This window comes from Hydrogenophaga sp. SL48 (assembly GCF_021729865.1).
Taxonomy (GTDB): Bacteria; Pseudomonadota; Gammaproteobacteria; order Burkholderiales; family Burkholderiaceae_C; genus Hydrogenophaga.
Window position 1 is genome coordinate 3,698,366 of the sequence record NZ_CP063400.1, and the last position, 23,824, is coordinate 3,722,189.

Below are 23,824 nucleotides of genomic sequence, written 5' to 3' on the forward strand. Positions count from 1 at the left end.
GATCCGCGGCGCCCTGGGCTGGCGTGTCTTCACGCGCAGCGTGTCGCGCTCCGGTCGGCGTGTCGCAGATCCCTGATTCAACGAAGGTATATCCCCATGGAAGTCAAACTCGACAAACGTTATCCGCTCGACGTGGATCCGGCGCGCGCCTGGGCCATCCTCGCCGACCTCAAGGCGGTGGCCGGCTGCATGCCCGGCGCCGAGCTCACCGAACAGCTGTCCGAAACCTCTTACAAGGGCGGCGTGAAGGTCAAGGTCGGCCCGGCCGTGGCCCAGTTCGGTGGCACGGTGGATGTGCTGGAACAAAGCGAGGCCGACCGCAAGATGGTGTTGCGCGGCAAGGGCGCGGACAAGGGCGGTTCGTCCGCCTCGATGGACCTGATCGCCGCCATCGAAGCCGACCCGGCCAACCCGGCGCACAGCGTGCTGCACGGCGACGCCTCGGTGATCGTCAACGGCAAGTTCGCGCAGTTCGGCGGCCGCATGATGGTGCAGGTGTCCGAGATGATCCTGCTGCAGTTCGTCGAGAACTTCCGCCAGGCGGCGCTGGCGCTGCCGGCACCGGCCTCGGTAGCCATGGCAGCCGATGCCACCGCCGCCTTCAACACACCGGCCGCAGCACCGGCGGCAGCTCCCGCCGCAGCTCCCAAGGTGGCGGGCGAGATCAACGGCCTGGCCATCGCTTGGGCGTTGATCAAGAACTGGTGGCTGGGCCTCTTCGGCAAAAAGGCTTGAGCATGGACACGTCCGCCGCACCGGGTGACCGAGCGCTGCGCGAATCGCTGCAGCGGGTGGGTTACCTCGCCGATGCCGACCTCGCCACCACCGTGTGGCTGGCCGGCGAGTTGCAGCGCCCGCTGCTGCTCGAAGGCGACGCGGGCGTGGGCAAGACGGCGCTGGCCACCGCACTCGCCGAGGCCCAGGGCGCGGTGCTGGTGCGGCTGCAGTGTTTCGAGGGCCTGGACCTGGCGCAGGCGGCCTACGAATGGAACTACGGCCGCCAGCTGATGGCGATCCGCCTGCACGACGGCCAGCCCGGCACGGTGACAGAGGCCGACGTGTTCAGCCGCGAGTTCCTGCTGGAGCGCCCGCTGCTCAAGGCCATCAGCCAGGACGGCCCCTGCGTGCTGCTGATCGACGAGATCGACCGCGCCGACGAGGCCTTCGAGGCCTTCCTGCTTGAGGTGCTGGCCGACTACCAGATCACCGTGCCCGAGATCGGCACGCTGCGCGCGCGCCACATCCCGCGCGTGGTCCTCACCAGCAACGGCACGCGCGAGCTCTCCGACGCGCTGCGCCGCCGCTGCCTCTACCACCACCTCGACTACCCCACTCTGGCGCGCGAGATCGCCATCGTCAAGACCGCGCTGCCCGAGGCCGACACCCGGCTGGTGGAAGACGCGGTGCAGTTCGTGCAGCGCCTGCGCGTTGAGGACCTCACCAAGATCCCCGGCATCGCCGAGACGCTGGACTGGGTCAACGCCCTGCACCGCATGCACCACCACACCCTGCCCGAGGACATGGCGGTGCTGCTGACCACGCTGGGCTGCCTGCTCAAGACGCGCGAAGACCGCTTCGGCCTCGGCGCGGACCGCGCGCGCCAGCTGATCGAAGGCCGGCGCACGGTGGGCGTGGCCGAAAAAGCCCCGGCGAACGCGGCGGCCTCATGAACACCACGCCCGCGCTCGCCCCCAGCGAAACCCTGGCCGGTTTCGCGGCCCTGCTGCGCGACCACGGGCTGACGGTGGGCGTGGCCGAGCAGCGGGCCATGCTGCAGGCGGCGCTGATCGTGGGTGGACTGAACGGTCCGCGCCTGAACGCCGCCTGGCGCGCCATCGCCTGCCACAGCGCGCGCGAGTGGCGGCTCTGGCCCGACCTCTTTGCGCGCTACTGGCACCCCGAGCGCCTGCGCGGCACGGTGCGCGTGAGCGGGCAGACGCGGCCACAGCGCGACCTGCGCCAAGCCGTGCAGCAGATGCGCGAGCAGATGGACGCCGCGCAGCAGCCGCCCACCGCCGCCAAGGCCGCACCCCAGACCGCCGCCGACGCGCCCCACGCGGGCGCGGGCGACAGCGAGTCCGGCACACCGCGCGCCATGGGCGGCGCCAGCCGCAGCGAGCCCCAGATGGAAGCCCTGCACCGGCGTGACGGACAGATGTGGCTGCCGCAGGAGCTGGGCGCGCTGCAGCGCCTGGCGCGCCAGATCACCGCGCAGCTGCGCCCGCTGCCCACGCGGCGCTGGCGCCACGCACCCCCCGGCCACCGGCTGGACCTGCGCCAGACCCTGCGCCGCAGCGTGGCCTGGGGCGGCGAACCGCTGGCACCGGCCTGGCAGGTCAAGCGCGTGGAGCCACCGCGCCTGTTCATCCTGGCCGACGTGAGCCGTTCGATGGAATCGCACGCCGCGCTGTTCCTGCGCATCGCGCGCGCCTTCGCCATCGAGGCCCAGGCCCGCGTGTTCGTGTTCCACACCCGGCTGACCGAGGTGACGCCGCTGATGCAGCGCGACTCGGCCACGGTGCAGGAAAAGATCAACGCCGTGACCGCCGGCTTCGGCGCCGGCACCCGCATCGCCGCCAGCCTGCAGGACTTTGCTCGGGTGCACGCCCGTGCCCAGCTGCGGCGCGGCGCGCGCGTGTGGGTGATGTCCGACGGCTTCGACACCGATCCGCCCGAGCAGCTGGCCGACGCGCTGCGCGCCCTGCGCGGGCATGGCGCGCGCATCACCTGGTTCCACCCCACGCGCCAGGCGCCCGCCGCGGCCGCGGTGCGGAACGCCCGCGAACACATTGACCGCTTCGTCCCGCTGGCCAGCCTCGCCGACCTGGCGGCGGCGCGGCCGGTGCTGCACTAGATACATCCACACAGGAGACACGCCATGAACCGCAATGACTGGATCGCCGACGCCGCCCGGCTGCAGGCACAAGACCGCGCGTTCGCGCTCGTCACCGTGCTGCGCGCGCAGGCGCCCACCTCGGCCAAGGCCGGCGACAAGGCCCTCGTCACCGCCGACGGCCAGATCCACGGCTGGATCGGTGGCGGTTGCGCGCAACCGGCGGTGGTGAAAACCGTGCGCCAGGCGCTGGCCAGCGGTCAGCCGCAGAGCATCCGCATCGCGCCCACCGACGAGACCGCCGAGCGCACGCTGGGCGACGTGCTGGAGTTCGGCATGGCCTGCCACTCGGGCGGCACGCTGGAACTGTTCATCGACCCGGTGCTGCCCGCCCCGCAGCTGGTGGTGTTCGGCGACTCGCCGGTGGCGCGCGCGCTGACCGGGCTGGCCCCGCGCATCGGCCTGCAGACGGTGCTGGTGGCCGAAGGCGCGCAGGCGGGCGATTTCCCCGACGCGGCGCGCGTGATCGGCAGCGACAGTGCGGACGCGTTGGCCCAGGCTTTGCCGGCCGGTGGCCTGGTGGTCGTCGCCACCCAGGGCCGGCGCGACCTGCAGGCCCTGCGCGCGGCGCTGGCGCTGCAGCCGCAGGCCCTGTGGTTCGTGGCCAGCGAACGCAAGGCCGGTGTGTTGCGCGAGAGCCTGGTGAGCGCGGGTGAAGAACCGGCCCGGGTGGCCGCCATCGTGTCGCCAGCGGGAGAGCCCATCGGCGCGCAGACGCCGGAGGAGATCGCGCTGGCGGTGTTGGCGACCGTGGTCGCGGCGCGGCGCGGCCGGCCGGTGCGGGCCACCACCCCGGTGGCCGAGAAGCCGGCACCGAAGTTCAAGCTCGATCTCCCGCCCATGGCCATGGGCAGCTGCTGCGGCGGTGGTACAGCCAAGGCCGCCGACGCAGAATCGGTGCCCGAAGCGGCCCCACCGGTGGTGGCCGTCAAATCCTGTTGCGGAAGCTGACCATGAGACCCCCACGTTCATTTCATTCACTGCCCCCAAAGGGGGCGCCATCGCCCTTGGGGCGGCCCGGCGGGCGCTGACATGGGTTGCATTCTCAAAGGCGGTGGCGGCCTGTACAGCCGCGTGGTGGTGGGCGCGGTGCTGCTCGCGGCCGGTTCGGCCTCGCGCATGGGCCACAGACCCAAGTGCCTGCTGGAGCTGGGCGGCGTGTCGCTGATCCGGCGCCAGCTGATCGCGCTCTCGGGCGCGGGCGTGGACGAGCTGGTGGTGGTGCTGGGGCACCACGCCGAGCGCATCGAGCCGGCGGTGCGCGACTTCCCGGTCACGCTGGTGCGCAACCCGGACCCGGACGCGGGCCAGGTCTCGTCGCTGCGGCTGGGCCTGCAGGCGCTGACCGGCAAGATCGACACGGTGCTGGTGGCGTTGGCCGACCAGCCGCTGATCAACTCGCAGGACATCAACGACCTGATCGGTGCCTACAAGAAGCGGCCCGAGGGCACCGAGGTGGTCCAGCCCACGGTGGACGGCCTGCCGGGCAACCCGGTGATGTTCAGCCAGAGCGTGCGCGAGCAGATCCTCGCGGGCGCAGCCAGCGTCGGCTGCAGGCAGTGGCAGGCGGCCAACCCGCAGGCCGTGCACCCCTGGGCGAGCAGCAACCAGCGCTACCGCACCGACGTGGACACGCCCGAAGACATCGAGGCGCTCGCAGCCCGCACCGGCCACCGCCTTCTGTGGCCCAAAGACCTGCTGAGCGAAGCCTGAGCCACCACTGAAATGGAACCCGATCCGCTGCTCGCGCTCTGGTCCACGCCGCTTGGCGTGCATCACTTCACACTGGCACACGACATCAACCCGCTGCTGGTGCGCGTGTTCCGTGCCCTGCGCGCGGGCGACGAGCGCGCCGATCCGGCGGCGGCCTTCTACGCCAGCCGCGACGATCTGCTGCAGCGCATCCGCCTGCCGGAATGGGGCCAGCTGGTGCGCTTCACCGTCGACAGCCTGCGCCAGACCGTCGCGCTGGCCAACCAGGGCGCCTGGCCCGAGGCCACGCCGGGTCTGCAGATCGCGCTGCGCGGCATCTGGTTCCAGATCGCCAACCGGGGCGCCCACCACGACGTGCACACACACGGCAACTGCTCGTGGTCGGGCGTGTACTGCGTGCAGGCGGACGGTGCCGAACCACGCGCCGCCCACCCGCTGCTGGGCGCCACCAACGGTGTGACGCGTTTCTACGGCCCGCACTTCAACCACCTGGGCGGCGCGCACATGGACTTCGGCAACGCCTACCTGCAGTCTGCCCACCTCGACATCGAGCCGCTGCCGGGCCAGCTGGTGGTGTTCCCCTCGTGGCTGCCGCACCAGGCCATGCCCTACGACGGCGAGGCGGACCGCATCATCGTCTCGTTCAACGCCAGCGTGCACGCGGCGGCGGGCAGCGACCAGTTGCACGCCTACAGCCATGTCTGAATTGAAGCGCCCCCCGCGCCGCTTCGCGTCACCCCCCCAGGGGGGCGGCACTGGCCGTCTGGCAAAGCCAGCCCGGCGGTGCACCCTCTGGGCGTTGCTTCTTGCGCTGCGGGTGGCGCTCCGGCGCCATGGGAAACCGAAGTGAACCATCCCCTGCGCCTCTGCGCGGCTGGGTTGGAGCGTTTCATGCGCGGCGGTGGACGGTCCGCGCTGCGTCGACTGGACACGCTGGTGGCCTGGGTGCTGCTGGGCTGGCTGGGCCAGCGCCTGGGCTGGTCGTTCGCCAGCGGCGTGCTGCCGGTGGTGCTGTGGTGGACGCTGCGCTGCAGCGGCACGGCACGCTGGGCGCACGCCGCCACGCCCCGGGTCTGGCTGCTGGCCAGTGCGGTGGGGCTGCTGGCAGTGCTGCCCCTGCTGCCGACCGGCCCCGCTGCGCTGGCGGTGCTGCTGCTGGCCGCCGCGCTGTGGGGCGGCTGGAGCGCATCACTCGCGCGCACGGCCGGCGACACCACGCCCACCCTGCCCGGCCTGGCCATGGGCCTGATGATGGGCAGCCTGTGGCTGGGCAGCCAGTGGTGCCTGGGACCGGGCTGGACCCCGGCGCAGGCGGTGGCCTTGCACGCCGGCCTGATGCTGGGCGTGCCGCTGCTGGTGGCGGCGCTGCGGCGCGCGGGTTGCTGGCCCGCGTCGGCTGCGGCCTGCCCCCCCGCCGCACTGCTGGCCGCCGGGGCCTTGCTGATGGCCTGGCCGGACGCCACCGCGTGGCGCCTGGCGGGCATGGGGCTGCTGGTGCTGGCCTGGACCGTTGGCGCGCACAGCGCACACCCAGCTGCCCTGAGCCGCACCCACGTACCTGCCGGCCTCGGCCCTGCCCTGCTGCTGGCCGTCGGCTGGCTGGCGCCCACCCACGGCCCGGCGGCGATGCAGGCCGCCTGGGCCATCGTCGCGGTGCTGGCCCTGGCCGACCTGCTGCGGTGGCGCCCGCACCGCCCCTCTGTGGCCCTCAAACCCCCTCAACGCTGGAGTGATGTGTCATGAACAGCCTCGACATCGATGTCATCCGCACCGCCCTGGACTGGCAGTCGCGCGGCCACCGCGTGGTCATGGGCACGGTGGTGCGCACCTGGGGCTCGGCCCCGCGCCCGCCGGGTTCGCTCATGGTCATCCGCGACGACGGCCAGGTGGCGGGATCGGTCTCGGGCGGTTGCATCGAGGACGACCTGATCGGCCGCGTGGCGCGCGGCGAGCTGGCGCTGAGAAAGCCCGAGACCACGACCTACGGCGAGACGGCCGAAGAGTCGCAGCGCTTCGGCCTGCCCTGCGGCGGCACGGTGCAACTGGCGCTGGAACCGCTCTCGCCGGCCTCGCAGCTGCGCGAGCTGCTCGCCGCCATCGAAAGCCACCAGCGGGTGCAGCGCCGGCTGGACATGGCCACCGGCGTGGCCCGCCTGAGCCCGACCAGCGAAGGCGACCGCGTGCGCTTCGACGGCCAGACGCTGACCACCGTGCACGGCCCGCGCCTGCGCCTGCTCATCATCGGCGGTGGCCAGCTCTCGCGTTACCTCGCCAGCATGGCGGTGATGCTGGACTACCAGGTGACCGTGTGCGAGCCGCGCACCGAGTACCACGAAGGCTGGGAGCGGCTGGAGGGCGTGACGCTGTCCACCACCATGCCCGACGACCTGGTGCTGGCGATGCGGCTGGACGAACACAGCGCGGTGGTGGCCGTGACGCACGACCCCAAGCTGGACGACCTGGCACTGATGGAGGCGCTGCGCACGCCGGCCTTCTACGTCGGCGCGCTGGGCTCGCTGCAGAACAACGCGAAACGCCGCGAGCGCCTGCTGGACTTCGACGTGAGCGCGCAAGAGGCGGCGAAGCTGCACGGCCCGGTGGGCCTGAACCTGGGCGCGCTCACGCCACCGGAGATCGCCATGAGCATCGTGGCCGAGATGACCGCCATCCGCCGCGGCATGGACCTGAGCGGTCCGCTGAGCAACTGGTCGGGCTCGAAGACGGTCTGCCTGACCTGCTGAAGCCGCTGCAGCGATCGCGCCGGCGCATTGGCGCGATTGTTCAAGACCGCCGCGGCCGCCTGGGCCACAGTCGCCGTGTGTTCAACACACAGGAGACGTCATGCAGATTCGGGTCAATCAAACGGTTCGGGAGGTTCCGCCCGGCTGGGAGGACGAAACCCTGCTGGTGGTGCTGCGCGAGGCGCTCGGGCTCACGGGCACGAAGTTCGGCTGTGGCGCCGGGCAGTGCGGCGCCTGCACCGTGCTGGTCGATGGGCGCCCCCGGCGGTCCTGCCTGACCCCGGTGGAGGGGGTGCGGGGGTCGGCGGTCCAGACCATCGAAGGGCTGGCCGCCCCGGACGGCCGACTGCACCCGGTGCAGCAGGCCTGGCTGGACCTGTCCACCCCCCAGTGCGGCTACTGCCAGGCCGGGCAGATCATGTCCACGGTGGCGCTGCTGCAGGCCCGCCCCTCGCCGGCCGCGGCCGACATCGAGGCGGCGCTGGGCGGCCACCTCTGCCGCTGCGGCACCCAGCAGCGCATCCGGGCCGCGGTGCTCCGGGCCGCGCAGCTCATGAGGGGCGAACCATGAAGCGCCGGCAATGGCTGCAGGCGGCGGGCGTCCTGAGTGTGGGCTTTGTGGCGGGTTGCGCGCTGCCGGTGATCCCCCGGCGCCCGGTCGCCGGGCATGCCGACGCGCTCGGCTGGGTCCGGCACCAGAACGGCCGCTACGAGCTGCTGCTGCCCCGCATCGACATGGGCCAGAACATCGGCACCGCGCTCAAGCAGGTGGCCTGCGACGAGCTGGGGGTGGACTGGGACCGGGTGACGGTGCGCCAGCCCCACACCCAGCAGATCGCCCGCGTGCGGGCCACGGTGGGCAGCGAGTCGGTGAAGGACTTCGCGCTGCCGCTGGCCCAGGCCTGCGCCACCCTGCGCGACGCGCTGGCCGCCGGCCACCACACGGGGTCGCGCCGGGCCGAGCCGCGCCCGCTCGGCGAACTGCGGGCGTTTCAGCCGGGCGCCCGCCATGTCGGCCGGCGCGCGCCGCTGGAGGAAGGGCGCGCCATCGTCACGGGCGCTCCGCTGTACGCGGCGGACGTCCGCCTGCCGGGCATGGCCTACGGGCGCGTGCTCAGGGCACCGGTCTCGGCCGACCGGCCCTCGCGGCTGACAGGGTGGAACGCGGCCGCGGCCCGGGCGGTGCCCGGCTGCCTGGCCATCGTCGAGGACGCCCGGCTGACGCAGCGGCTCGCCACGGGCCTGGGCATCGTCGCCCGCACGCCGGGCGCGCTGGACCGCATCGAGGCCGCGCTGCAACCGCAATGGCAACACGGCGAAAGCTTCACGCAGGCCGACATCGACCGCCTGATCGACGTGGACCGCCACATCGCCGCGGCCAGCCTGTCGAACCCGGTGCACGGCGACACCATGGACCTCACGGCGCCCTGGGACATCGACTTGCGCATCGACACCCCGATGGCCGCGCACAACGCCATCGAACCGCGCGCCGCCGTGGCGGCCCGGGGCGCCGACGGCGTGCTCGATGTGTGGGCCGGCACGCAGGACGCCTTTTATGTGCGCGATGTGATCGCCCAGGCCCTCGGCCTGAACGACACCACCGTGCGGGTCCATGGCCGCCGCGTCGGGGGCGGCTTCGGCGGGCGCACGGTCTGCACCGTCGAACTCGAAGCGGCCGTGCTGGCCCAGGCCACCGGGCTGCCGGTCAAGGTCCAGTGGACCCGCGCCCAGGAGTACCGGCAGGGTTTCCACCGTCCGCCGTCCAGCCACCGCATCCGGGCGCGCCTGCGCCACGGCGAGCTGGTGGACTGGTGGCACGCCTTCTCCAGCAGCCACATCCTGTTCACCAACGCCGGCATGCCGGTGTGGATGCAGCGGCTGGCCGACCTGGTGGGCGACAAGGGCGTGGCCCGGGGCGCCGAACTGCCCTACCGCGCGCAGCGCCGCCGCACCGGGTTTGCCGTGACGCGCCTGCCGGTGTTCACCGGACCCTGGCGAGGCCTCGGCGCCGGCCCCAACGCACTGGCCATCGAGTCCGCCGTGGACGAGTGCGCGCGCCTGGCGGGGGTGGACCCGGTGGCGTTCCGGCTGCGCCACGCGACCGACCCGCGCCTGGCCCGGGTGCTGCAGCGCGTCGCCGACCACGCCCCCGCGGCCCCGGACACGGCGGCGCCCGCCCGCCACGGGCGCGGGGTGGCCTGCGGCATCTACAAGGCCAGCAGCTACGCGGCCGTGCTGGCCGATGTGCGGGTCGAGCCCGACGGCACGGTGCAGGTGCTGCGCCTGCGCTGCGCCCACGATTGCGGCACCGTGATCAACCCCGACCAGGTGCGCGCCCAGTGCGAGGGCAACCTGGTCTGGGGCCTGGGCATGGTGCTGCACGACCGCCTGACGGTGGCCGGCGCACAGATCGGACCCGGCAGCCTGGGCGAGGCGCCGATCCCGACGCTGCGCGAGGTTCCGCCGATGGAGATCGTGCTGGTCGACGAAAAAGACCCGCCGGCCGGCGCGGGCGAAACCGCCATCGTGGCCGCCGCGGGCGCCATCGCCAACGCCATCCGTGACGCCACCGGCGTGCGCATCACCCGGTTCCCGCTGGACCCCGCCACGCTCACAATGCGGCCTTCATGAACGACTTCGCTTCGGCCGCCATGATGAAGCTCGTGCGCGACGGGCTCGCCCGCCAGGGCATCGCGCCACCACCTCCCACGCCCGCGAGGGACGGGCGCGTCGCCCTGGGCGACAAGCAGGCCCTGCTCGCCCGGCTCTGGGCGCAGCACGGCCCCGGTCCGGTGGCCCGCATCGGCGAGGCCATCCACGGCGTGCAGGACGACCCCACGCTGCGCGCCCTGGTGCTGGCGGTCGACCCCCCGGACCTGCTGGCGCGCTGGCAGCGGCTGGAGCGCTTCGTGCACTCCCGGCACCGCACCCTAGTCGAGGCGCTGGGGCCGGCGCAGCTGCGGCTGCAGCACGTATCGCTGGCCTCGGCGCCGGCCCCCGCGCCGGCCGAAGACCTGCTGGTGATCGGACTGCTGGTGGCCCTGTGCGAGCGGGTGCTGGGACAAGGGGTGCGCGCGCGGCCGGTGGGCGGCCGGCTCTGGCTGCGCCAGCAGGGCCGGTGGCGCGACGGACCCTGGCCCCAGGCGTGGCACACCTGGGAGCTGCACTGGGACCCCGTCGCCAGCGCCCCCCAGGCCCCCGTGACCGAACCCGTGGCCTCGGACCGCTGGCTGGCGCAGCTGCAGGCCCGGCTGCGCGCCGACCCGGGCCGGCCGTGGCGGGTGGACGACCTGGCCCGCGCCTGCGCCCTCTCCGCCCGCAGCCTGCAACGCCACCTCGCGCAGCGCCAGCTGGGCTTTGCCCGCCTGCTGACGGAGGTCCGGGTGCAGTGCGCGGCCGAGCTGCTGACCCGCAGCGACCTCTCGGTGGCCGAAGTGGGCTACCGCTGCGGTTTTGCCGACCAGCCCCACTTCTCAAGGCACTTCCGTGGCTGCACCGCCGTGACACCGGCCCGCTACCGCGATCAGTTTTCCCTGGCGCGCTGAGACCGGCGCGCGGCCCGGGCCGACCTCAGTCGAAGCGCCAGTCGGCCCCCACGGCCTGCCCGACCTTCAGCACCAGGCCATCGCCTTCCAGCACGATGGCGTTCATGCCGAACGTGATCGCGCCGTCCAGGCGCGGGTCGGCCCGGTAGGCCTGCATCGCGTCGCCCACGGCGGGGGTGGACGTGGCGGTGGCCGGGTCGATGTTGGGGATGGGGCAGCGCGCGCAGGGCTTCACGTTCTCCAGCGCCGCCACACCGTCGTCGGCCTGCACGCGCCAGGCACCGATGCGGTCTTCGTCGTGGGACTCGACGCCCGACAGCACGATGTTGGGCCGGAAACGCCGCAGGTCCACCGGCGTCTCACCCGCCTTCGCCAGCCGCGCATTGAGTTCGTCCAGCGAGGCGGTGCTGGTCACCAGCACACCGAAACCGTCGGCGAACTGCGTCAGCGACTCCCGTCCGCCGGTCCATTTCAGGCTGCACAAGCGCTTCACCTCGGGGTCGAAGCGGGCCAGGCGCAGGCGCTTCAGGTCGGCCGGCGCGTCCGGCCCGAGAAAGTCGCTGAACCACTGGGCCGCCAGGTCGCCCATGTCCCAGGCCTCAACGGTGTCGTCCCAGACCCGCACGGTCAGCGGCGACTCGGCGGCGTCCAGCGCCAGGTGCAGGGCCAGCATGCCCGGCGCGCGCAGCACCAGCTGCCCCATGCGGAACGACGGCTGGATCAGCGCCATGCGCGGCAGCTCGCGCTGGGTCACGAACTCGCCTTGCGCATCCACCACCATCCAGCTGCGGTCCCATTCCAGCCCGGTGGGCGTGAGCACGGCCTGGTCCAGCGCCACGCCGGCGCAGGATTTGACGGGGTAGACCCAGAGCTGGTGGATGCGGGCTGAGACGTCGGCGGCGTTGAAATCAAAGGTCATGGCAGTGAGCAGAAGGGAGACAAGCGGGCGCGGGCAGGCGAAATTGTGACCTGCTCCTAAAATCCCCCCATGGCGATCACCCCCACCCCTGCGGCCGGCACCCGGCGATTCGATGTCTGCATCCGGGGCGCCGGCGTGGTGGGGCAGACGCTGGCGCTGCTGCTGGCGCGCGAGCGCCTGCGGGTGGCCCTGGTCGGCACACCGCGTCCGGCCCACGCCGGCACCGACGTGCGCGCCTACGCGCTCAACGCCGCCGCCAAGGACCTGCTCAGCTCGCTGCGCGCCTGGCCCGACGACGGCGACGTCACCGACGCCGCGCCCAGCGTGACCCCGGTGGGCCGCATGGCCGTGTGGGGCGACGACGGTGGCGAGCTGAACTTCTCCGCCGCCGACCAGCGCAGCGAAGCCCTGTCGTGGATCGTGGACGTGCCGGCGCTGGAGCGCCGCCTGGCCAACGCGGTGCGCTTCCAGGGCTCGGTCGAATGCCTGACCGAACCCGTTCCCGCAGCCCTGACGGTGGTCTGCGAAGGCAAACGCAGCAGCACCCGCGACGAGCTCGGCCTGGAGTTCGAGGTCAAGCCCTACCCGCACAAAGCCATCGCGGCGCGCCTGCGCTGCGCCCAGCCCCACGGCGGCGTCGCGCGGCAGTGGTTTTCGCAGGGCGAGATCATGGCGCTGCTGCCGCTGGAAGGGGACACGGGGAACTCTGTGGCGCTGGTCTGGTCTGTCCCTGTTCAGCAGGCCGACACCTGGCTCGCGGCCGACGCCCAAGCGCTGGCCGACGCGGTGCAGACCCGTTGCGGTCAGGCGCTGGGCGAGATGCAGCTGCAGGGGCCGGCCCAGGCCTGGCCCCTGGAACTGTCTCGCGCCCGCCGCTGGATCGCGCGCACGCCGCAGGGCAGCGTGGCGCTGGCCGGTGACGCGGCCCACGCCATGCACCCGCTGGCCGGGCAAGGCCTCAACGTCGGCCTGGCCGACGTGGCCGAGCTGGCCCGGGTGATCCACGAGCGGGAGTACTGGCGCGAGTTGGGCGACCTGAAGCTGCTGCGGCGCTACGAGCGCGCGCGGCAGGCCGAGGTCGGCGCCATGGGCTGGCTGACCGACGGCCTGTTCGGCCTGTTCGGTCAGGCCGACACGCGCGTCCAGGCGCTGCGCAACTGGGGCATGAGCGGTGTGGACCGCCTGGGACCGCTGAAACACTGGCTGGCCCGCCAGGCCATGGGGCAGGCGGGCTGATCCGCCCGCTGGGCTTTTTTCAACTTTCGCGCCTCGGGCGTCAACATGAACCTCTTCAAAACCTCCCTGGTGGCGCTGCTCACCACCCTGGCTCTCGGCGCTGCCGCCCAGGAAGCCACCATCCGCAAGAACCTCACCGAGCGCCTGCCCAAGCTGCCGGCCATCGACGAGATCAGCAAGACGCCGATGGACGGCCTGTACGAGGTGCGCATCAACCAGAGCGAAATCTTCTACACCGACGCCGCCGGCAACTTCCTGATCCAGGGCAACCTGATCGACACCAAGGCCCAGGAAGACCTGACGGAAAAGCGGCTCGCGAAGCTGACCGAGATCGACTTCAAGGACCTGCCGATGAAGGACGCGTTCACCATCGTGCGCGGCAACGGCAAGCGCAAGCTGGCGGTGTTCGAAGACCCCAACTGCGGCTACTGCAAGCGCTTCGAGCGCGACCTGGCCAAAATCGACAACATCACGGTGCACGTGTTCCTCTACCCGATCCTGAGCCAGGACTCGGCCGACAAGTCGCGCAACATCTGGTGCGCCAAAGACAAGGGCAAGGCCTTCCTCGACTGGATGGTCAAGGACGTCACCCCGCCCGCCGCGACCTGCGACACCTCCGCCGTGGCCCGCAACTTCGAGTTCGGCAAGAAGTCCCGCATCACCGGCACCCCGACCCTGATCTTCGCCAACGGCACGCGCGTGCCGGGCGCGGTGGACGCCGCCCGCATCGAGAAGCTGCTGGCCGAAGCCAAGCCCTGAACCGCACCCGCCGCCCGATGACGACCGCCCTGCACGATCCCGACGACACCGCCCTCGCCACCACGCTGGGTCACGCTGGCCTGATTCCCTTCGCGCTGCTCGCCGCCCTGCTCTGGCTGGTGAACGCCGACCTGCTGCCCTGGGTGTCCATGGCGCTGGCGGCCTACGCCGCGCTCATCGTCTCGTTCCTCGGCGGCATTCACTGGGGCATCGGCTGGATGGCGGGCCACGTCGCCGCCGCGCGCGGCGACACGCCGCACCACCGCCAGCGCAACCACTTCCTCTGGGGCTTCGTGCCCTCGCTGCTGGCCTGGCCCGGCCTGCTGATGCCGGCTTTTGCGGGGCTGGCCTGGCTGGGTTTCGTGCTCGTCCTCTGTTACCTCGTCGACCGCACGCTCTACGCCCGGGCCGGCCTGCAGGCCTGGCTCACGCTGCGCTTCCGCCTCTCGGCCATCGCGGCGCTGTGCTGCTTCATCGGCGCGGGGGCACTGTGAGCACGCCCCCCCGCAAGACGGCACGTCGCCGCGCCGCCGCCGAGACCGCGCTGCGCTACCGCGTCGAGGTGCTGAGCCTCCAGGCGCACCTGTTCGCGGTCACGCTGGAGATCGACCACCCCGCCGCGAAACAGCGGGTGGCCCTGCCGGTGTGGATTCCGGGCAGCTACCTGGTGCGCGAGTTTTCACAACACCTGCAGCGGCTGACCGCGAGCCAGGGGGGTGAGACGCTGCACGCGCGCCAGCTGGACAAACACCGCTGGGAGATTGAAACCCAGGGCGACACCGGCGGCCCGCAGACGCTGACCGTGCGCTGCGAGATCTACGCCTTCGACGCCTCGGTGCGCACCGCCTTCCTCGACGGCACGCGCGGTTTTTTCAACGCCACCAGCCTGTGCCTGATGGTGCCGGGCCGGGAAGACGAGCCCTGCGCCCTGGACATCGCGCCCGGGCAGGCGCCCGCCGGCTGGCACATCGCCACCGGTTTGCGCGCCGAGCAGGTGGATGCGCAGGGTTTCGGCCGCTACATCGCCAACGACTACGACGAACTCGCCGATGCGCCGGTCGAGATGGGCAGCCACTGGCACGGCGGGTTCGTGGCCTGCGGCGTGCCGCACCGTTTCGTGGTCAGTGGCGCGGGCCCCTGGTTCGACGGCCAGCGCCTGCTGGACGACACGCGCCGCATCTGCGAAGAACAGATCCGCTTCTGGCACGGCGACGGCGCCCCGCCATTTGCCGACTACCTCTTCATGCTGCACGCCAGCGCCGACGGCTACGGCGGTCTGGAGCACCGCAACTCCACGGCCCTCATCGCGCAGCGCAGCGACCTGCCGAAACTGACCGACAGCCCGGACAAACCGCCCGCCCTGAAGGCCACCGACGGCTACACCACCCTGCTGGGCCTGATCAGCCACGAGTACTTCCACACCTGGAACGTCAAGCGCCTGCGCCCGGCGGAGTTCAAGCGCCACGACTACACGCGCGAAAACCACACCGAGCTGCTCTGGTTCTTCGAGGGATTCACCAGCTACTACGACGACCTGTTCCTGCGCCGCGCCGGCCTGATCGACGACACCTGTTACCTGCAGCTGGTGAGCAAGACCATCAACCAGGTGCAGCAGAGCCCCGGCCGCCTGGTGCAGAGCGCGGCCCAGGCCAGCTTCGACGCCTGGACCAAGTACTACCGCATCGGCGAGAACACGCCCAACGCCACGGTCAGCTACTACACCAAGGGTGCGCTGATCGCGATGTGCTTCGACCTGACGCTGCGCACCGAGGGCCGGCATTCGCTCGACGACGTGATGCGCGCGCTCTGGCAACGCACCGGGGGCGGCCCCATGCGCGAAGCCGACGTGTCCACGGTGCTCAAACGCCTGGGAGGCCGCAGCTTCGCGACCGAGCTGAGCGACTGGGTGCACGGCACCGACGCCCTGCCGCTGACCCGCCTGCTGGAGCAACAGGGTGCCAAGGTGCACCAGGAAAAGACCCCGCTCGCGCAGCGCCTGGGCCTGCGGGTGTCAGAAAACGGCGGGCTGGTGCTCAAGAACGTGTTGCGCGGTGGTGCCGCCGAAGCGGCCGGCATGGCCGCGGGTGACGAGTGGCTGGGCATCGAGTTCGCGCCCACCCGGCGCGGCGGCGAAGTGGAAGCCTGGCGCGTGCGCCGTCTCGACGAGGTGGCGATGCTGCGCGGTCAGCGCACCCAGCTCACCGCCCTGATCTCGCGAGACGGGCGCCTGCTGCGCTGTCCGCTGACATGGCCCGGCGAGGAACAGGCCGTGCGCCTGTCGGTGGGCGATGCTCCGCGGCTGGCCCGGTGGCTGGCGAAGACCGCTACTGCGACGCCGTGAGCACGGCCACGCTCACTGTTCCAGTGAGGCCTGGAAGCCTGTCCGACGCCAGAACCCGTGCAGCCCAGGGCAGCGCCGGGCCGGCTCTGCCGGACGGTGGTGACGCCCCCTGGGGGTAGCGCGAGGCGCTGCGGGGGGCATCCACGTCAGTGGGTGGGCAGGCGCGGCACCACGTCCGCGTCAAAACGCTGCACCGTGGCGGCGCTGCGGTGGTTTTTCAGACCCTCCCGGATGCGCGGCAACTGGTCGCGCAACTCGACCGCGGTCTTGCACGCTTCGACGCGGATGGCCAGCGCTTCGCCCGGGGGCCCCACCTGGTCGTTGATGAAGCGCACCACAAGCCGACGGGCGTCGGCAAAGGAGAGGGGCGGTGAGACCACGGGAGCCGCGGGCGCGGCATCGACCGTCGGCACGGCCCCCGCTGCAGGGGGGGACTGCCGCGCACCCTGGACCCGGGTGTCGCTGACCGGCAGCGGTTCACGAAACGGCGCGGGCGGCTCGGGCGCAGCGATCCAGCCGTGGGCCAGCAGCTGCTCCAGCAGGTCGGCTCCACCCCCCAGGCCCGCGCTGAGCTTGTCCAGCTCGGACCGGCTGCGCTGGCCGTCGACCATGATGAGCACGGATCGAAGTCGTGGACCGAGTTCGGGCACCCGTCGTGCCAACGCGTCCCGACCCTTGTCGGTTTTCACAAGCAAGGTATTTTTTTCCATGAGACCCCAACCAATCGCTTGCACTGTACTGGCAGCGCCCTCGTTTGGACAGCGGGGTTTCACCTGTGGTCTTTCGCCCTAGGCGGTCCGGCCAGCATGGTCTCTCGACCCGACCGCCCCACGCCGCACTCAACGCTTGCGCAAATCCACCACCCGCTTGGCCTTGCCCTGGCTGCGCTCCACGCCGCCCTCTGGCTTCAGGTCCACCTCGACGCTGCTGCCCACATAGACCTTGACTTCGTGGCGCAGCAGCTCGGCGGCAGCACGCGCCTCGATGCTGTCGGGTGACAGGCCGGGCCGTGTCTCCACCACCACGGTCAGGTTGTCCATCGGCCCCTCGCGCGTGAGCACGCACTGGTAGTGCGCGGTCAGCTCCGGGCGCCGGAGGATCAGCTCCTCGATCTGCGTCGGGAACACGTTGACGCCGCGCACGATCATCATGTCGTCGCTGCGACCGGTGATCTTTTCCATGCGGCGCATGCTGCGCGCCGTGCCCGGCAGCAGGCGCGTGAGGTCGCGCGTGCGGTAGCGGATGATGGGCAGCGCTTCCTTGGTCAGGCTGGTGAACACCAGCTCGCCCATCTCACCGTCGGCCACCGGCTCGCCGGTCTCGGGGTGGATGATCTCTGGATAGAAGTGGTCTTCCCAGACGGTGGGGCCGTCCTTGGTCTCGACGCACTCGCTGGCCACGCCCGGGCCCATCACTTCCGAGAGCCCGTAGATGTCCACCGCGTCGATGTCCATGCGCGCTTCGATCGCCACGCGCATGTCGTTGGTCCAGGGCTCGGCGCCGAAGATGCCGATGCGCAGGCTGCTCTCGCGCGGGTCCAGGCCCAGGCGCTGGAACTCGTCGGCGATGGCCAGCATGTAGCTGGGCGTGACCATGATGATGTCGGGCCGGAAGTCCTGGATCAGCTGCACCTGGCGCTCGGTCTGGCCGCCGCCGAACGGCACCACGGTCAGGCCCAGTTTCTCGGCACCGTAGTGCGCGCCCAGGCCGCCGGTGAACAGGCCGTAGCCATAACTCACGTGCACCAGATCGCCCGGGCGCGCGCCGCTGGCGCGGATGCTGCGCGCCACCACCGTGGACCAGGTGTGAATGTCCTTGAGCGTGTAGCCGACCACCGTGGGCTTGCCGGTGGTGCCGCTGCTGGCGTGGATGCGCGCGCACTTCTCACGCGGCACGGCGAACATGCCGAAGGGGTAGCTGTCGCGCAGGTCCTTCTTGGTGGTGAAGGGAAATTTCGCCAGATCAGACAGCGAGCGGCAGTCGTCCGGGTGCACGCCGGCCTCGTCGAACTTGGCCTTGTAAACGGAAGAGTTCGCGTAGGCGTGGCGCAGCGTGGCCTGCAGGCGTTTGAGCTGCAGCGCGCGCAGCTCGTCGATGCCGGCCTTCTCGATCGGTTCGAGCGGGAAGTGGTTCATGCGCCCTCCTCTTCCGGAAACACCTGGCCGGGAATCACCGCGCTCTTGCCGCGGAACATCGCCACCACCTCGCCCTTCTGGTTGGTGACCTTCATATCGTAGATGCCGTGGCGGCCCTGCAGGGTCTGCTCAACCCCCTCGCAGGTCAGCACATCGCCGGCGTGGGCCGGCTTGAGGAACTCGATGCTGCAGCCGGCGGCCACCGCGTTCTTGTTGTGGCTGTTGCAGGCGAAGGCAAAGGTGGAATCGGCCAGTGTGAAGATGAAGCCGCCGTGGCAGATCTGGTGGCCGTTGAGGTGCAGCGGCTGCACCGTCATGCGGATCACCGCCCGGCCGGGTTCGACCGTCAGCAGCTCCATGCCCATGGTGCCCTTGCTGGCGACGTCCACGGCGAACATGGTTTCGCCCACCTTGGTGGCGCGTTCTTGTGGCGTCATCACTCCCCCTTGAACTGCGGTGCGCGTTTCTGGCGGAACGCCATCACGCCTTCGATGTAGTCGTGCGTGGCGCCCAGCGCCGACTGCGTGTCGCGCTCCACGTCGAGCTGCTGGTCCAGCGTGCGGGTGCCGGCGTCGCGCAGCAGCGCGCGCGTGGCGACCAGCGCCTTGGTGGGCATGGTGGCCAGCTTCTCGGCCATGGCCAGCGCGGCGGCCAGCGGGTCGTCCTGCACGTCCCAGATCATTCCCCACTCCTTGGCCTGTGCTGCGGGCAGTTTGTCGCCGGTCATGGCCAGCGCCATGGCGCGCGCCAGGCCCAGCCGCTCGACCAGGAACCAGCTGCCGCCAGCATCGGGGATCAGGCCGATCTTGCTGAAGGCCTGGATGAAGCTCGCGCCCGGCGCCGCGATGGCGATGTCGCAGGTCATGGCCAGCGAGGCGCCCGCGCCGGCGGCCACGCCGTTGACGGCGGCGATCACGGGCATGCGCAGCGACTGGATGCGCCGCGCCGTGGGGTTGAAGGCCTGATCAATCACCGGGCCGGGGTCGGCGCGCTTCGCCAGATCGGGCCCGGGTTCGAAGTCGAACTCGGCCAGGTCGGCTCCGGCACAGAAGCCGCGCCCGGCGCCGGTGAGCACCAGCGCGCGGATCACCGGGTTGGCCTCGGCCTGGTCCAGCGCGGCCCACAGCTCGCGGTGCATCTGGCGCGTGAAGCTGTTGAGCGCTTCGGGGCGGTTGAGCGTGATCAGGGCAACGGCACCGCGCTCTTCACAGAGCACGGTGCTGCCCGCGGCGGGGGCGTTCATGGGTGGCTGTCTCCTGCCGCGGTGCGCGGCGCCTGGGGTTTGAATGGCCCGGACAATCTACCATTAACCGACCCATCGGTCGGTTAATGTTTTCCCTTGGGTGCCGCCCTGCGGAGCCGCCCGCTATAGTTGACGTTGACGTCAATCCCGACCGATCCATCCGAGGAGACCCCATGAGCGAAGCCGCCCCCCCCGAATTCATCACCGTGCGCACCGAAGGCCGCGTGGGCATCGTCACCCTGAACCGCCCCAAGCAGCTCAACGCACTGAACGACCAGCTCATGACCGAGCTGGGCGCCGCGCTCAAGGCCTTCGACCTGGACGACGGCATCGGCTGCATGATCGTCACCGGCAGCGAAAAGGCCTTCGCCGCCGGTGCCGACATCGGCGCCATGGCGACCTACAGCTTCGCCGACGTCTACAAGGGCGACTACATCACCCGCAACTGGGAAACCATCCGCAGCGTGCGCAAGCCGGTGATCGCGGCCGTGAGTGGCTTCGCCCTGGGCGGCGGCTGCGAGCTGGCGATGATGTGCGACTTCATCATCGCCGCCGACAACGCGAAATTCGGCCAGCCCGAGATCAAGCTCGGCATCATCCCCGGCGCCGGTGGCACGCAGCGCCTGCCGCGCGCGGTGGGCAAGTCCAAGGCCATGGACCTGGTGCTCACCGGCCGCATGATGGACGCGACCGAGGCCGAGCGCGCCGGGCTGGTGAGCCGGGTCGTGCCGCTGGACAAGCTGATGGACGAAACCCTGGGCGCCGCGCTCATGATCTGCGAGTACTCGCAGATCAGCGTCATGGCGGCCAAGGAATCGGTGAACCGCGCCTTCGAAGGCGGCCTGGCCGACGGCGTGATGTTCGAGCGCCGCATGTTCCACGCCCTGTTTGCCACCGAAGACCAGAAAGAAGGCATGGACGCGTTCGTGAACAAACGCAAGGCGGTGTTCAAGCACGCCTGATCGGATCGACGGTCTTGAAAGCCCGCCCAAAATTTGGCTATAATTCTGGGCTTCGGCGATATAGCTCAGTTGGTTAGAGCGCAGCATTCATAATGCTGATGTCGGTGGTTCAAGTCCACCTATCGCCACCAGAACACACCAAAAAGCGGGTCCGGCAACGGCACCCGCTTTTTTTGTTGCCCGCTCCCTTCCAACGCTCGCCATGGCCATCAAATCCACCATCTTCAAGGCGAACCTCCAGATCGCCGACATCGACCACGGCTACTACGCCGACCACGCGCTCACGCTCGCACGCCACCCCAGCGAGACCGACGAACGCATGATGGTCCGGCTGGTGGCGATGGCGATCCATGCCCACGAGCTGCAGGACACCTGCCACGGCGACGGCACGCTCGCCTTCGGCGCCGGCCTGTCGGACCCGGACGACCCGGACGTCTCGCTGACCGATTTCACCGGTCGCAAGCGGATCTGGATCGAGGTCGGCCAGCCCGAGGACAAACCGGTGTCCAAGGCCTGCAGCAAGGCCGATGCCGTGATCCTCTACGCCTTCGGCTCGGCGGCCGACGTGTGGTGGCGCGGCATCGAGACCAAACTGACCCGCCTGGACAAGCTGCAGGTCTGGCGCCTGCCGACCGAGGTGGCGCCCGCGCTGGCGGCCATGGCCGAGCGCAGCATGCAGCTGCAGGCCACGGTGCAGGAAGGCGCGCTCACCCTGAGCAGCACGCTGGGCAGCGTGCACATTGAGCCGATCCGCTGGAAGTAAGACGCACGTTCGCGCGTCATTTCGCGTGTTTTCCGGGCGCCCAGCCCTGATCGCCCAAGGTACGCGAGGCCAGCGCCTCGGGCACCGCTTCCAGCGGTGTGGCCAGGGTGTCGTTCCAGCGGTTGAGGAAAGCGAACATCGCGACCACCCCCAGGATTTCCACGATTTCACCGTCGTTCCAATGCGCTTGAAGCTGCGCGAACTGGGCGTCGGTCACGGCATTGGGCTGTGAGGCTGCGGCCAGCGCGAAGTCCAGGGCCAGGCGCTCGCGCTCGCTGTAGTGCGGGCTGTGTGCGTAGGTCCAGATGTCGGCCAGCTTGGCCTCGCTCGCACCAAAGTTTTTCGCGCCCAGCAGGGTGTGCGCCTGACAGTACAGACAGCCCGAGGCTTTGCTCACGACATGCCCGATGAGCCTGCGAAAGCCCAGGTCCACCTCGCCGTCCGGATCCATCACGGCCGCGTTCATCACCGCCAGTGCCTGCGCCAGCTTGGGTCGGCGCTGCATGGTCAGCACGCTGTTCGGGGTGAATCCCAGGGTACCGAGGAAGAAGTCGAAATGGGGTTTGAGTTCGGGCGTGGTGTCGGGCGGCAACGGCGAGAGGCGGGACATGGGATCTCCGGTGAAACGACGGTCGGCCACTGTACGCCGGGCGGTCGCCCCATGAGACAATGCCCACCCGCCCTCACAACCCAGCCTCTGGACGAACACCATGAACCGCTGCCCCGTTTCCCTCTCCACCACGGGCGCCCGCCGCCGCGCGGCGCTCCTGACGCTCGGCTTGGCCGTGGCCGGACTGTCCTTGCCTACACTGGCGCAGAACCAGCCCCGCATGTTCCCGGCCAAGGCCCTGCGCGGCACGCTGGTCGTGACGCAGCCACCCCTCGTGACACTTGACGGCAAGGCCGCCCAACTCTCACCCGGCGCGCGCATCCGCGGCACCAACAACATGCTGCTGCTCTCGGGCGGCCTGGTGAACCAGACGTTGACCGTGAACTACACGCTGGAAGCTCACGGCATGGTGCACGACGTGTGGATCCTGACCGAAGCCGAAGCGGCCGAGAAGCGCCACACCGCCGCCAGCGCGGCCGCCGCGGCCAACTGAGCCTCACGGTCTCCCCTCGGCGCCCGCCTTGCGGCAGCGTCCAGCGCATGACCCCCCGACATCCGCCTGCAGGCAGGCCCCGCGCGCCCTCGGTGCCGCGCATTTCCCATTGAAGATCATGAGCAAAAAAGTCTTTATCAAAACCTTCGGCTGCCAGATGAACGAGTACGACTCGGACAAGATGGCCGACGTGATGAACGCCGCCGAAGGCTACGAGCCCACGCAGGACGTCAATGAGGCCGACCTGATCCTGTTCAACACCTGCTCGGTGCGCGAGAAGGCACAGGAAAAGGTGTTCTCCGACCTCGGCCGCGTGCAGCACCTGAAAAAAAAGGGCGTGCTGATCGGCGTCGGCGGCTGCGTGGCCAGCCAGGAAGGCGCCGAGATCATCAAGCGCGCGCCCTATGTGGACGTGGTGTTCGGCCCGCAGACCCTGCACCGCCTGCCGGAGCTGCTGGCGCGCCGCGAAACACAGTCGCGCCCGCAAGTGGACATCAGCTTCCCCGAGATCGAGAAGTTCGACCACCTGCCGCCCGCGCGGGTCGACGGCTGCAGCGCCTTCGTGTCGATCATGGAAGGCTGCTCCAAATACTGCAGTTACTGCGTGGTGCCGTACACGCGCGGTGACGAGGTGAGCCGCCCGTTTGAGGACGTGCTGGTGGAGATCGCCGGCCTGGCCGACCAGGGCGTGCGCGAGGTCAACCTGCTGGGCCAGAACGTCAACGCCTACCGCGGCAAGATGGGCGACACGGCCGAGATCGCCGACTTCGCCCTGCTGCTCGAATACGTGGCCGACATCCCGGGCATCGAGCGCATCCGCTACACCACCAGCCACCCCAACGAGTTCACGCCGCGCCTGATCGAGGCCTACGCGAAGATCCCGAAACTGGTGAACCACCTGCACCTGCCGGTGCAGCACGGGTCGGACCGCATCCTGATGGCCATGAAGCGCGGCTACACCGCCATGGAATACAAGAGCACGGTGCGCAAGCTGCGCGCGATCCGCCCCGATCTGGCGATGAGCAGCGACTTCATCGTCGGTTTCCCCGGCGAGACCGACGACGACTTCAACAAGCTGATGAAGCTGATCGACGACATCGGTTTCGACATCAGCTTCAGCTTCATCTTCAGCCCGCGCCCGGGCACACCGGCCGCCAACCTGCCCGACGACACGCCGCACGCCGAGAAGCTCAGGCGCCTGCAGCACCTGCAGGCCGTGATCGAGGCCAACGTGGCCCGCATCAGCGCGAGCCGGCAGGACACGGTGCAACGCATCCTGGTCGAAGGCCCGTCGCGCAAGTCCACGGCCGAAGCGCCCGAGCTGATGGGGCGCACCGAATGCAACCGCGTGGTCAACTTCGCCGCCGGCCCGAGCGGCGCGCGGCTGGTGGGCCAGATGATCGACGTGCGCATCACCGAGACCTTCCCGCACGCCTTGCGGGGCGAGGTGATGGTGCGCGAATCGGTGTGA

General features: G+C 70.6%; 25 protein-coding genes and 1 tRNA gene. 20 read left to right on the forward strand and 6 right to left on the reverse strand.

Features of this window, described 5'->3' with window-relative positions; translation table 11 throughout:
• The first annotated feature begins 96 nt into the window (after positions 1-96).
• From IM738_RS17520 to IM738_RS17570, 11 genes are all read left to right on the forward strand, one after another.
• The gene (locus IM738_RS17520) at positions 97-735 is read left to right on the forward strand and encodes an SRPBCC family protein (protein WP_236962334.1); all 639 of its coding nucleotides are present in this window, start codon (positions 97-99) and stop codon (positions 733-735) included.
• 2 nt (positions 736-737) lie between these two features.
• The gene (locus IM738_RS17525) at positions 738-1,670 is read left to right on the forward strand and encodes an AAA family ATPase (protein ID WP_236962335.1); all 933 of its coding nucleotides are present in this window, start codon (positions 738-740) and stop codon (positions 1,668-1,670) included.
• Positions 1,667-2,854 carry a VWA domain-containing protein gene (locus IM738_RS17530; protein ID WP_236962336.1) on the forward strand — a complete coding sequence of 396 codons (1,188 nt, stop codon included), beginning with the start codon at positions 1,667-1,669 and terminating at the stop codon, positions 2,852-2,854. Before IM738_RS17525 ends, IM738_RS17530 begins: the two co-directional genes overlap by 4 nt.
• Before the next feature lie 24 nt (positions 2,855-2,878).
• Positions 2,879-3,844 (forward strand): XdhC family protein, encoded by a 966-nt coding sequence (locus tag IM738_RS17535; RefSeq protein ID WP_236962337.1) that lies wholly within the window; start codon positions 2,879-2,881, stop codon positions 3,842-3,844.
• Between the two features lie 81 nt (positions 3,845-3,925).
• Positions 3,926-4,606 (forward strand): nucleotidyltransferase family protein, encoded by a 681-nt coding sequence (locus IM738_RS17540; protein ID WP_236962338.1) that lies wholly within the window; start codon positions 3,926-3,928, stop codon positions 4,604-4,606.
• A 12-nt stretch (positions 4,607-4,618) separates the two neighbouring features.
• The gene (locus IM738_RS17545; RefSeq protein ID WP_236962339.1) at positions 4,619-5,311 is read left to right on the forward strand and encodes a TIGR02466 family protein; all 693 of its coding nucleotides are present in this window, start codon (positions 4,619-4,621) and stop codon (positions 5,309-5,311) included.
• A 141-nt stretch (positions 5,312-5,452) separates the two neighbouring features.
• Entirely contained in the window at positions 5,453-6,349 is an 897-nt protein-coding gene (locus IM738_RS17550; RefSeq protein ID WP_236962340.1) for a hypothetical protein, read from the forward strand.
• Entirely contained in the window at positions 6,346-7,347 is a 1,002-nt protein-coding gene (locus IM738_RS17555; protein WP_236962341.1) for an XdhC family protein, read from the forward strand. The genes IM738_RS17550 and IM738_RS17555 overlap by 4 nt, the downstream gene beginning before the upstream one ends.
• 100 nt (positions 7,348-7,447) lie before the next feature.
• On the forward strand, positions 7,448-7,918 hold the full coding sequence (locus IM738_RS17560; RefSeq protein WP_236962342.1) for a (2Fe-2S)-binding protein: 471 nt from the start codon (positions 7,448-7,450) through the stop codon (positions 7,916-7,918).
• Positions 7,915-9,978, forward strand: a complete 2,064-nt coding sequence (locus IM738_RS17565) for a xanthine dehydrogenase family protein molybdopterin-binding subunit (RefSeq protein ID WP_236962343.1) — start codon at positions 7,915-7,917, stop codon at positions 9,976-9,978. The genes IM738_RS17560 and IM738_RS17565 overlap by 4 nt, the downstream gene beginning before the upstream one ends.
• The gene (locus IM738_RS17570; RefSeq protein ID WP_236962344.1) at positions 9,975-10,892 is read left to right on the forward strand and encodes a helix-turn-helix transcriptional regulator; all 918 of its coding nucleotides are present in this window, start codon (positions 9,975-9,977) and stop codon (positions 10,890-10,892) included. Before IM738_RS17565 ends, IM738_RS17570 begins: the two co-directional genes overlap by 4 nt.
• A gap of 25 nt (positions 10,893-10,917) precedes the next feature.
• Here IM738_RS17570 and IM738_RS17575 read toward each other — a convergent pair whose 3' ends face one another.
• The gene (locus IM738_RS17575; protein ID WP_236962345.1) at positions 10,918-11,811 is read right to left on the reverse strand and encodes an MOSC domain-containing protein; all 894 of its coding nucleotides are present in this window, start codon (positions 11,809-11,811) and stop codon (positions 10,918-10,920) included.
• A gap of 69 nt (positions 11,812-11,880) precedes the next feature.
• Here IM738_RS17575 and IM738_RS17580 point away from each other — a divergent pair, with 69 nt between their 5' ends.
• The 4 genes from IM738_RS17580 to IM738_RS17595 are packed head-to-tail and all read left to right on the forward strand — an operon-like array spanning position 11,881 to position 16,147.
• Positions 11,881-13,047 carry an FAD-dependent monooxygenase gene (locus tag IM738_RS17580; protein WP_236962346.1) on the forward strand — a complete coding sequence of 389 codons (1,167 nt, stop codon included), beginning with the start codon at positions 11,881-11,883 and terminating at the stop codon, positions 13,045-13,047.
• A gap of 45 nt (positions 13,048-13,092) precedes the next feature.
• Positions 13,093-13,806 (forward strand): DsbC family protein, encoded by a 714-nt coding sequence (locus tag IM738_RS17585; protein WP_236962347.1) that lies wholly within the window; start codon positions 13,093-13,095, stop codon positions 13,804-13,806.
• Positions 13,807-13,823: 17 nt separating this feature from the next.
• Positions 13,824-14,300, forward strand: coding sequence for a DUF3429 domain-containing protein (locus IM738_RS17590; protein WP_236962348.1), 477 nt, complete (start codon positions 13,824-13,826; stop codon positions 14,298-14,300).
• Entirely contained in the window at positions 14,297-16,147 is a 1,851-nt protein-coding gene (locus IM738_RS17595) for a M61 family metallopeptidase (protein ID WP_236962349.1), read from the forward strand. The genes IM738_RS17590 and IM738_RS17595 overlap by 4 nt, the downstream gene beginning before the upstream one ends.
• Before the next feature lie 146 nt (positions 16,148-16,293).
• Here the strand turns inward: IM738_RS17595 and IM738_RS17600 are convergent, their stop codons facing one another.
• The 4 genes from IM738_RS17600 to IM738_RS17615 form a co-directional block, all read right to left on the reverse strand.
• Complete coding sequence (locus IM738_RS17600) at positions 16,294-16,767, reverse strand: hypothetical protein (RefSeq protein ID WP_442908439.1); 474 nt, start codon at positions 16,765-16,767, stop codon at positions 16,294-16,296.
• Positions 16,768-16,986: 219 nt separating this feature from the next.
• Entirely contained in the window at positions 16,987-18,282 is a 1,296-nt protein-coding gene (gene paaK / locus IM738_RS17605; RefSeq protein ID WP_236962350.1) for a phenylacetate--CoA ligase PaaK, read from the reverse strand.
• A complete protein-coding gene (paaI, locus tag IM738_RS17610; protein WP_236962351.1) occupies positions 18,279-18,719 on the reverse strand; it encodes a hydroxyphenylacetyl-CoA thioesterase PaaI in 441 nt (146 codons plus the stop codon). The genes paaK and paaI overlap by 4 nt, the downstream gene beginning before the upstream one ends.
• Positions 18,719-19,525 (reverse strand): enoyl-CoA hydratase-related protein, encoded by an 807-nt coding sequence (locus IM738_RS17615; protein WP_236962352.1) that lies wholly within the window; start codon positions 19,523-19,525, stop codon positions 18,719-18,721. Before IM738_RS17615 ends, paaI begins: the two co-directional genes overlap by 1 nt.
• Before the next feature lie 173 nt (positions 19,526-19,698).
• On the opposite strand from IM738_RS17615, the gene IM738_RS17620 reads away from it, so the two are divergent.
• The 3 genes from IM738_RS17620 to IM738_RS17630 all read left to right on the forward strand — a co-directional run bounded on the left by IM738_RS17620 (position 19,699) and on the right by IM738_RS17630 (position 21,250).
• Positions 19,699-20,487 carry an enoyl-CoA hydratase gene (locus IM738_RS17620; protein ID WP_236962353.1) on the forward strand — a complete coding sequence of 263 codons (789 nt, stop codon included), beginning with the start codon at positions 19,699-19,701 and terminating at the stop codon, positions 20,485-20,487.
• A gap of 54 nt (positions 20,488-20,541) precedes the next feature.
• A tRNA-Met gene (locus IM738_RS17625) sits at positions 20,542-20,618 on the forward strand.
• A gap of 71 nt (positions 20,619-20,689) precedes the next feature.
• Positions 20,690-21,250 (forward strand): YaeQ family protein, encoded by a 561-nt coding sequence (locus IM738_RS17630; RefSeq protein ID WP_236962354.1) that lies wholly within the window; start codon positions 20,690-20,692, stop codon positions 21,248-21,250.
• Between the two features lie 16 nt (positions 21,251-21,266).
• On the opposite strand, the gene IM738_RS17635 is transcribed toward IM738_RS17630, so the two are convergent.
• Entirely contained in the window at positions 21,267-21,860 is a 594-nt protein-coding gene (locus IM738_RS17635; protein ID WP_236962355.1) for a carboxymuconolactone decarboxylase family protein, read from the reverse strand.
• A gap of 100 nt (positions 21,861-21,960) precedes the next feature.
• On the opposite strand from IM738_RS17635, the gene IM738_RS17640 reads away from it, so the two are divergent.
• Both IM738_RS17640 and miaB read left to right on the forward strand, forming a co-directional pair.
• The gene (locus tag IM738_RS17640) at positions 21,961-22,353 is read left to right on the forward strand and encodes a hypothetical protein (RefSeq protein ID WP_236962356.1); all 393 of its coding nucleotides are present in this window, start codon (positions 21,961-21,963) and stop codon (positions 22,351-22,353) included.
• A 118-nt stretch (positions 22,354-22,471) separates the two neighbouring features.
• Positions 22,472-23,824, forward strand: a complete 1,353-nt coding sequence (gene miaB / locus IM738_RS17645) for a tRNA (N6-isopentenyl adenosine(37)-C2)-methylthiotransferase MiaB (protein WP_236962357.1) — start codon at positions 22,472-22,474, stop codon at positions 23,822-23,824.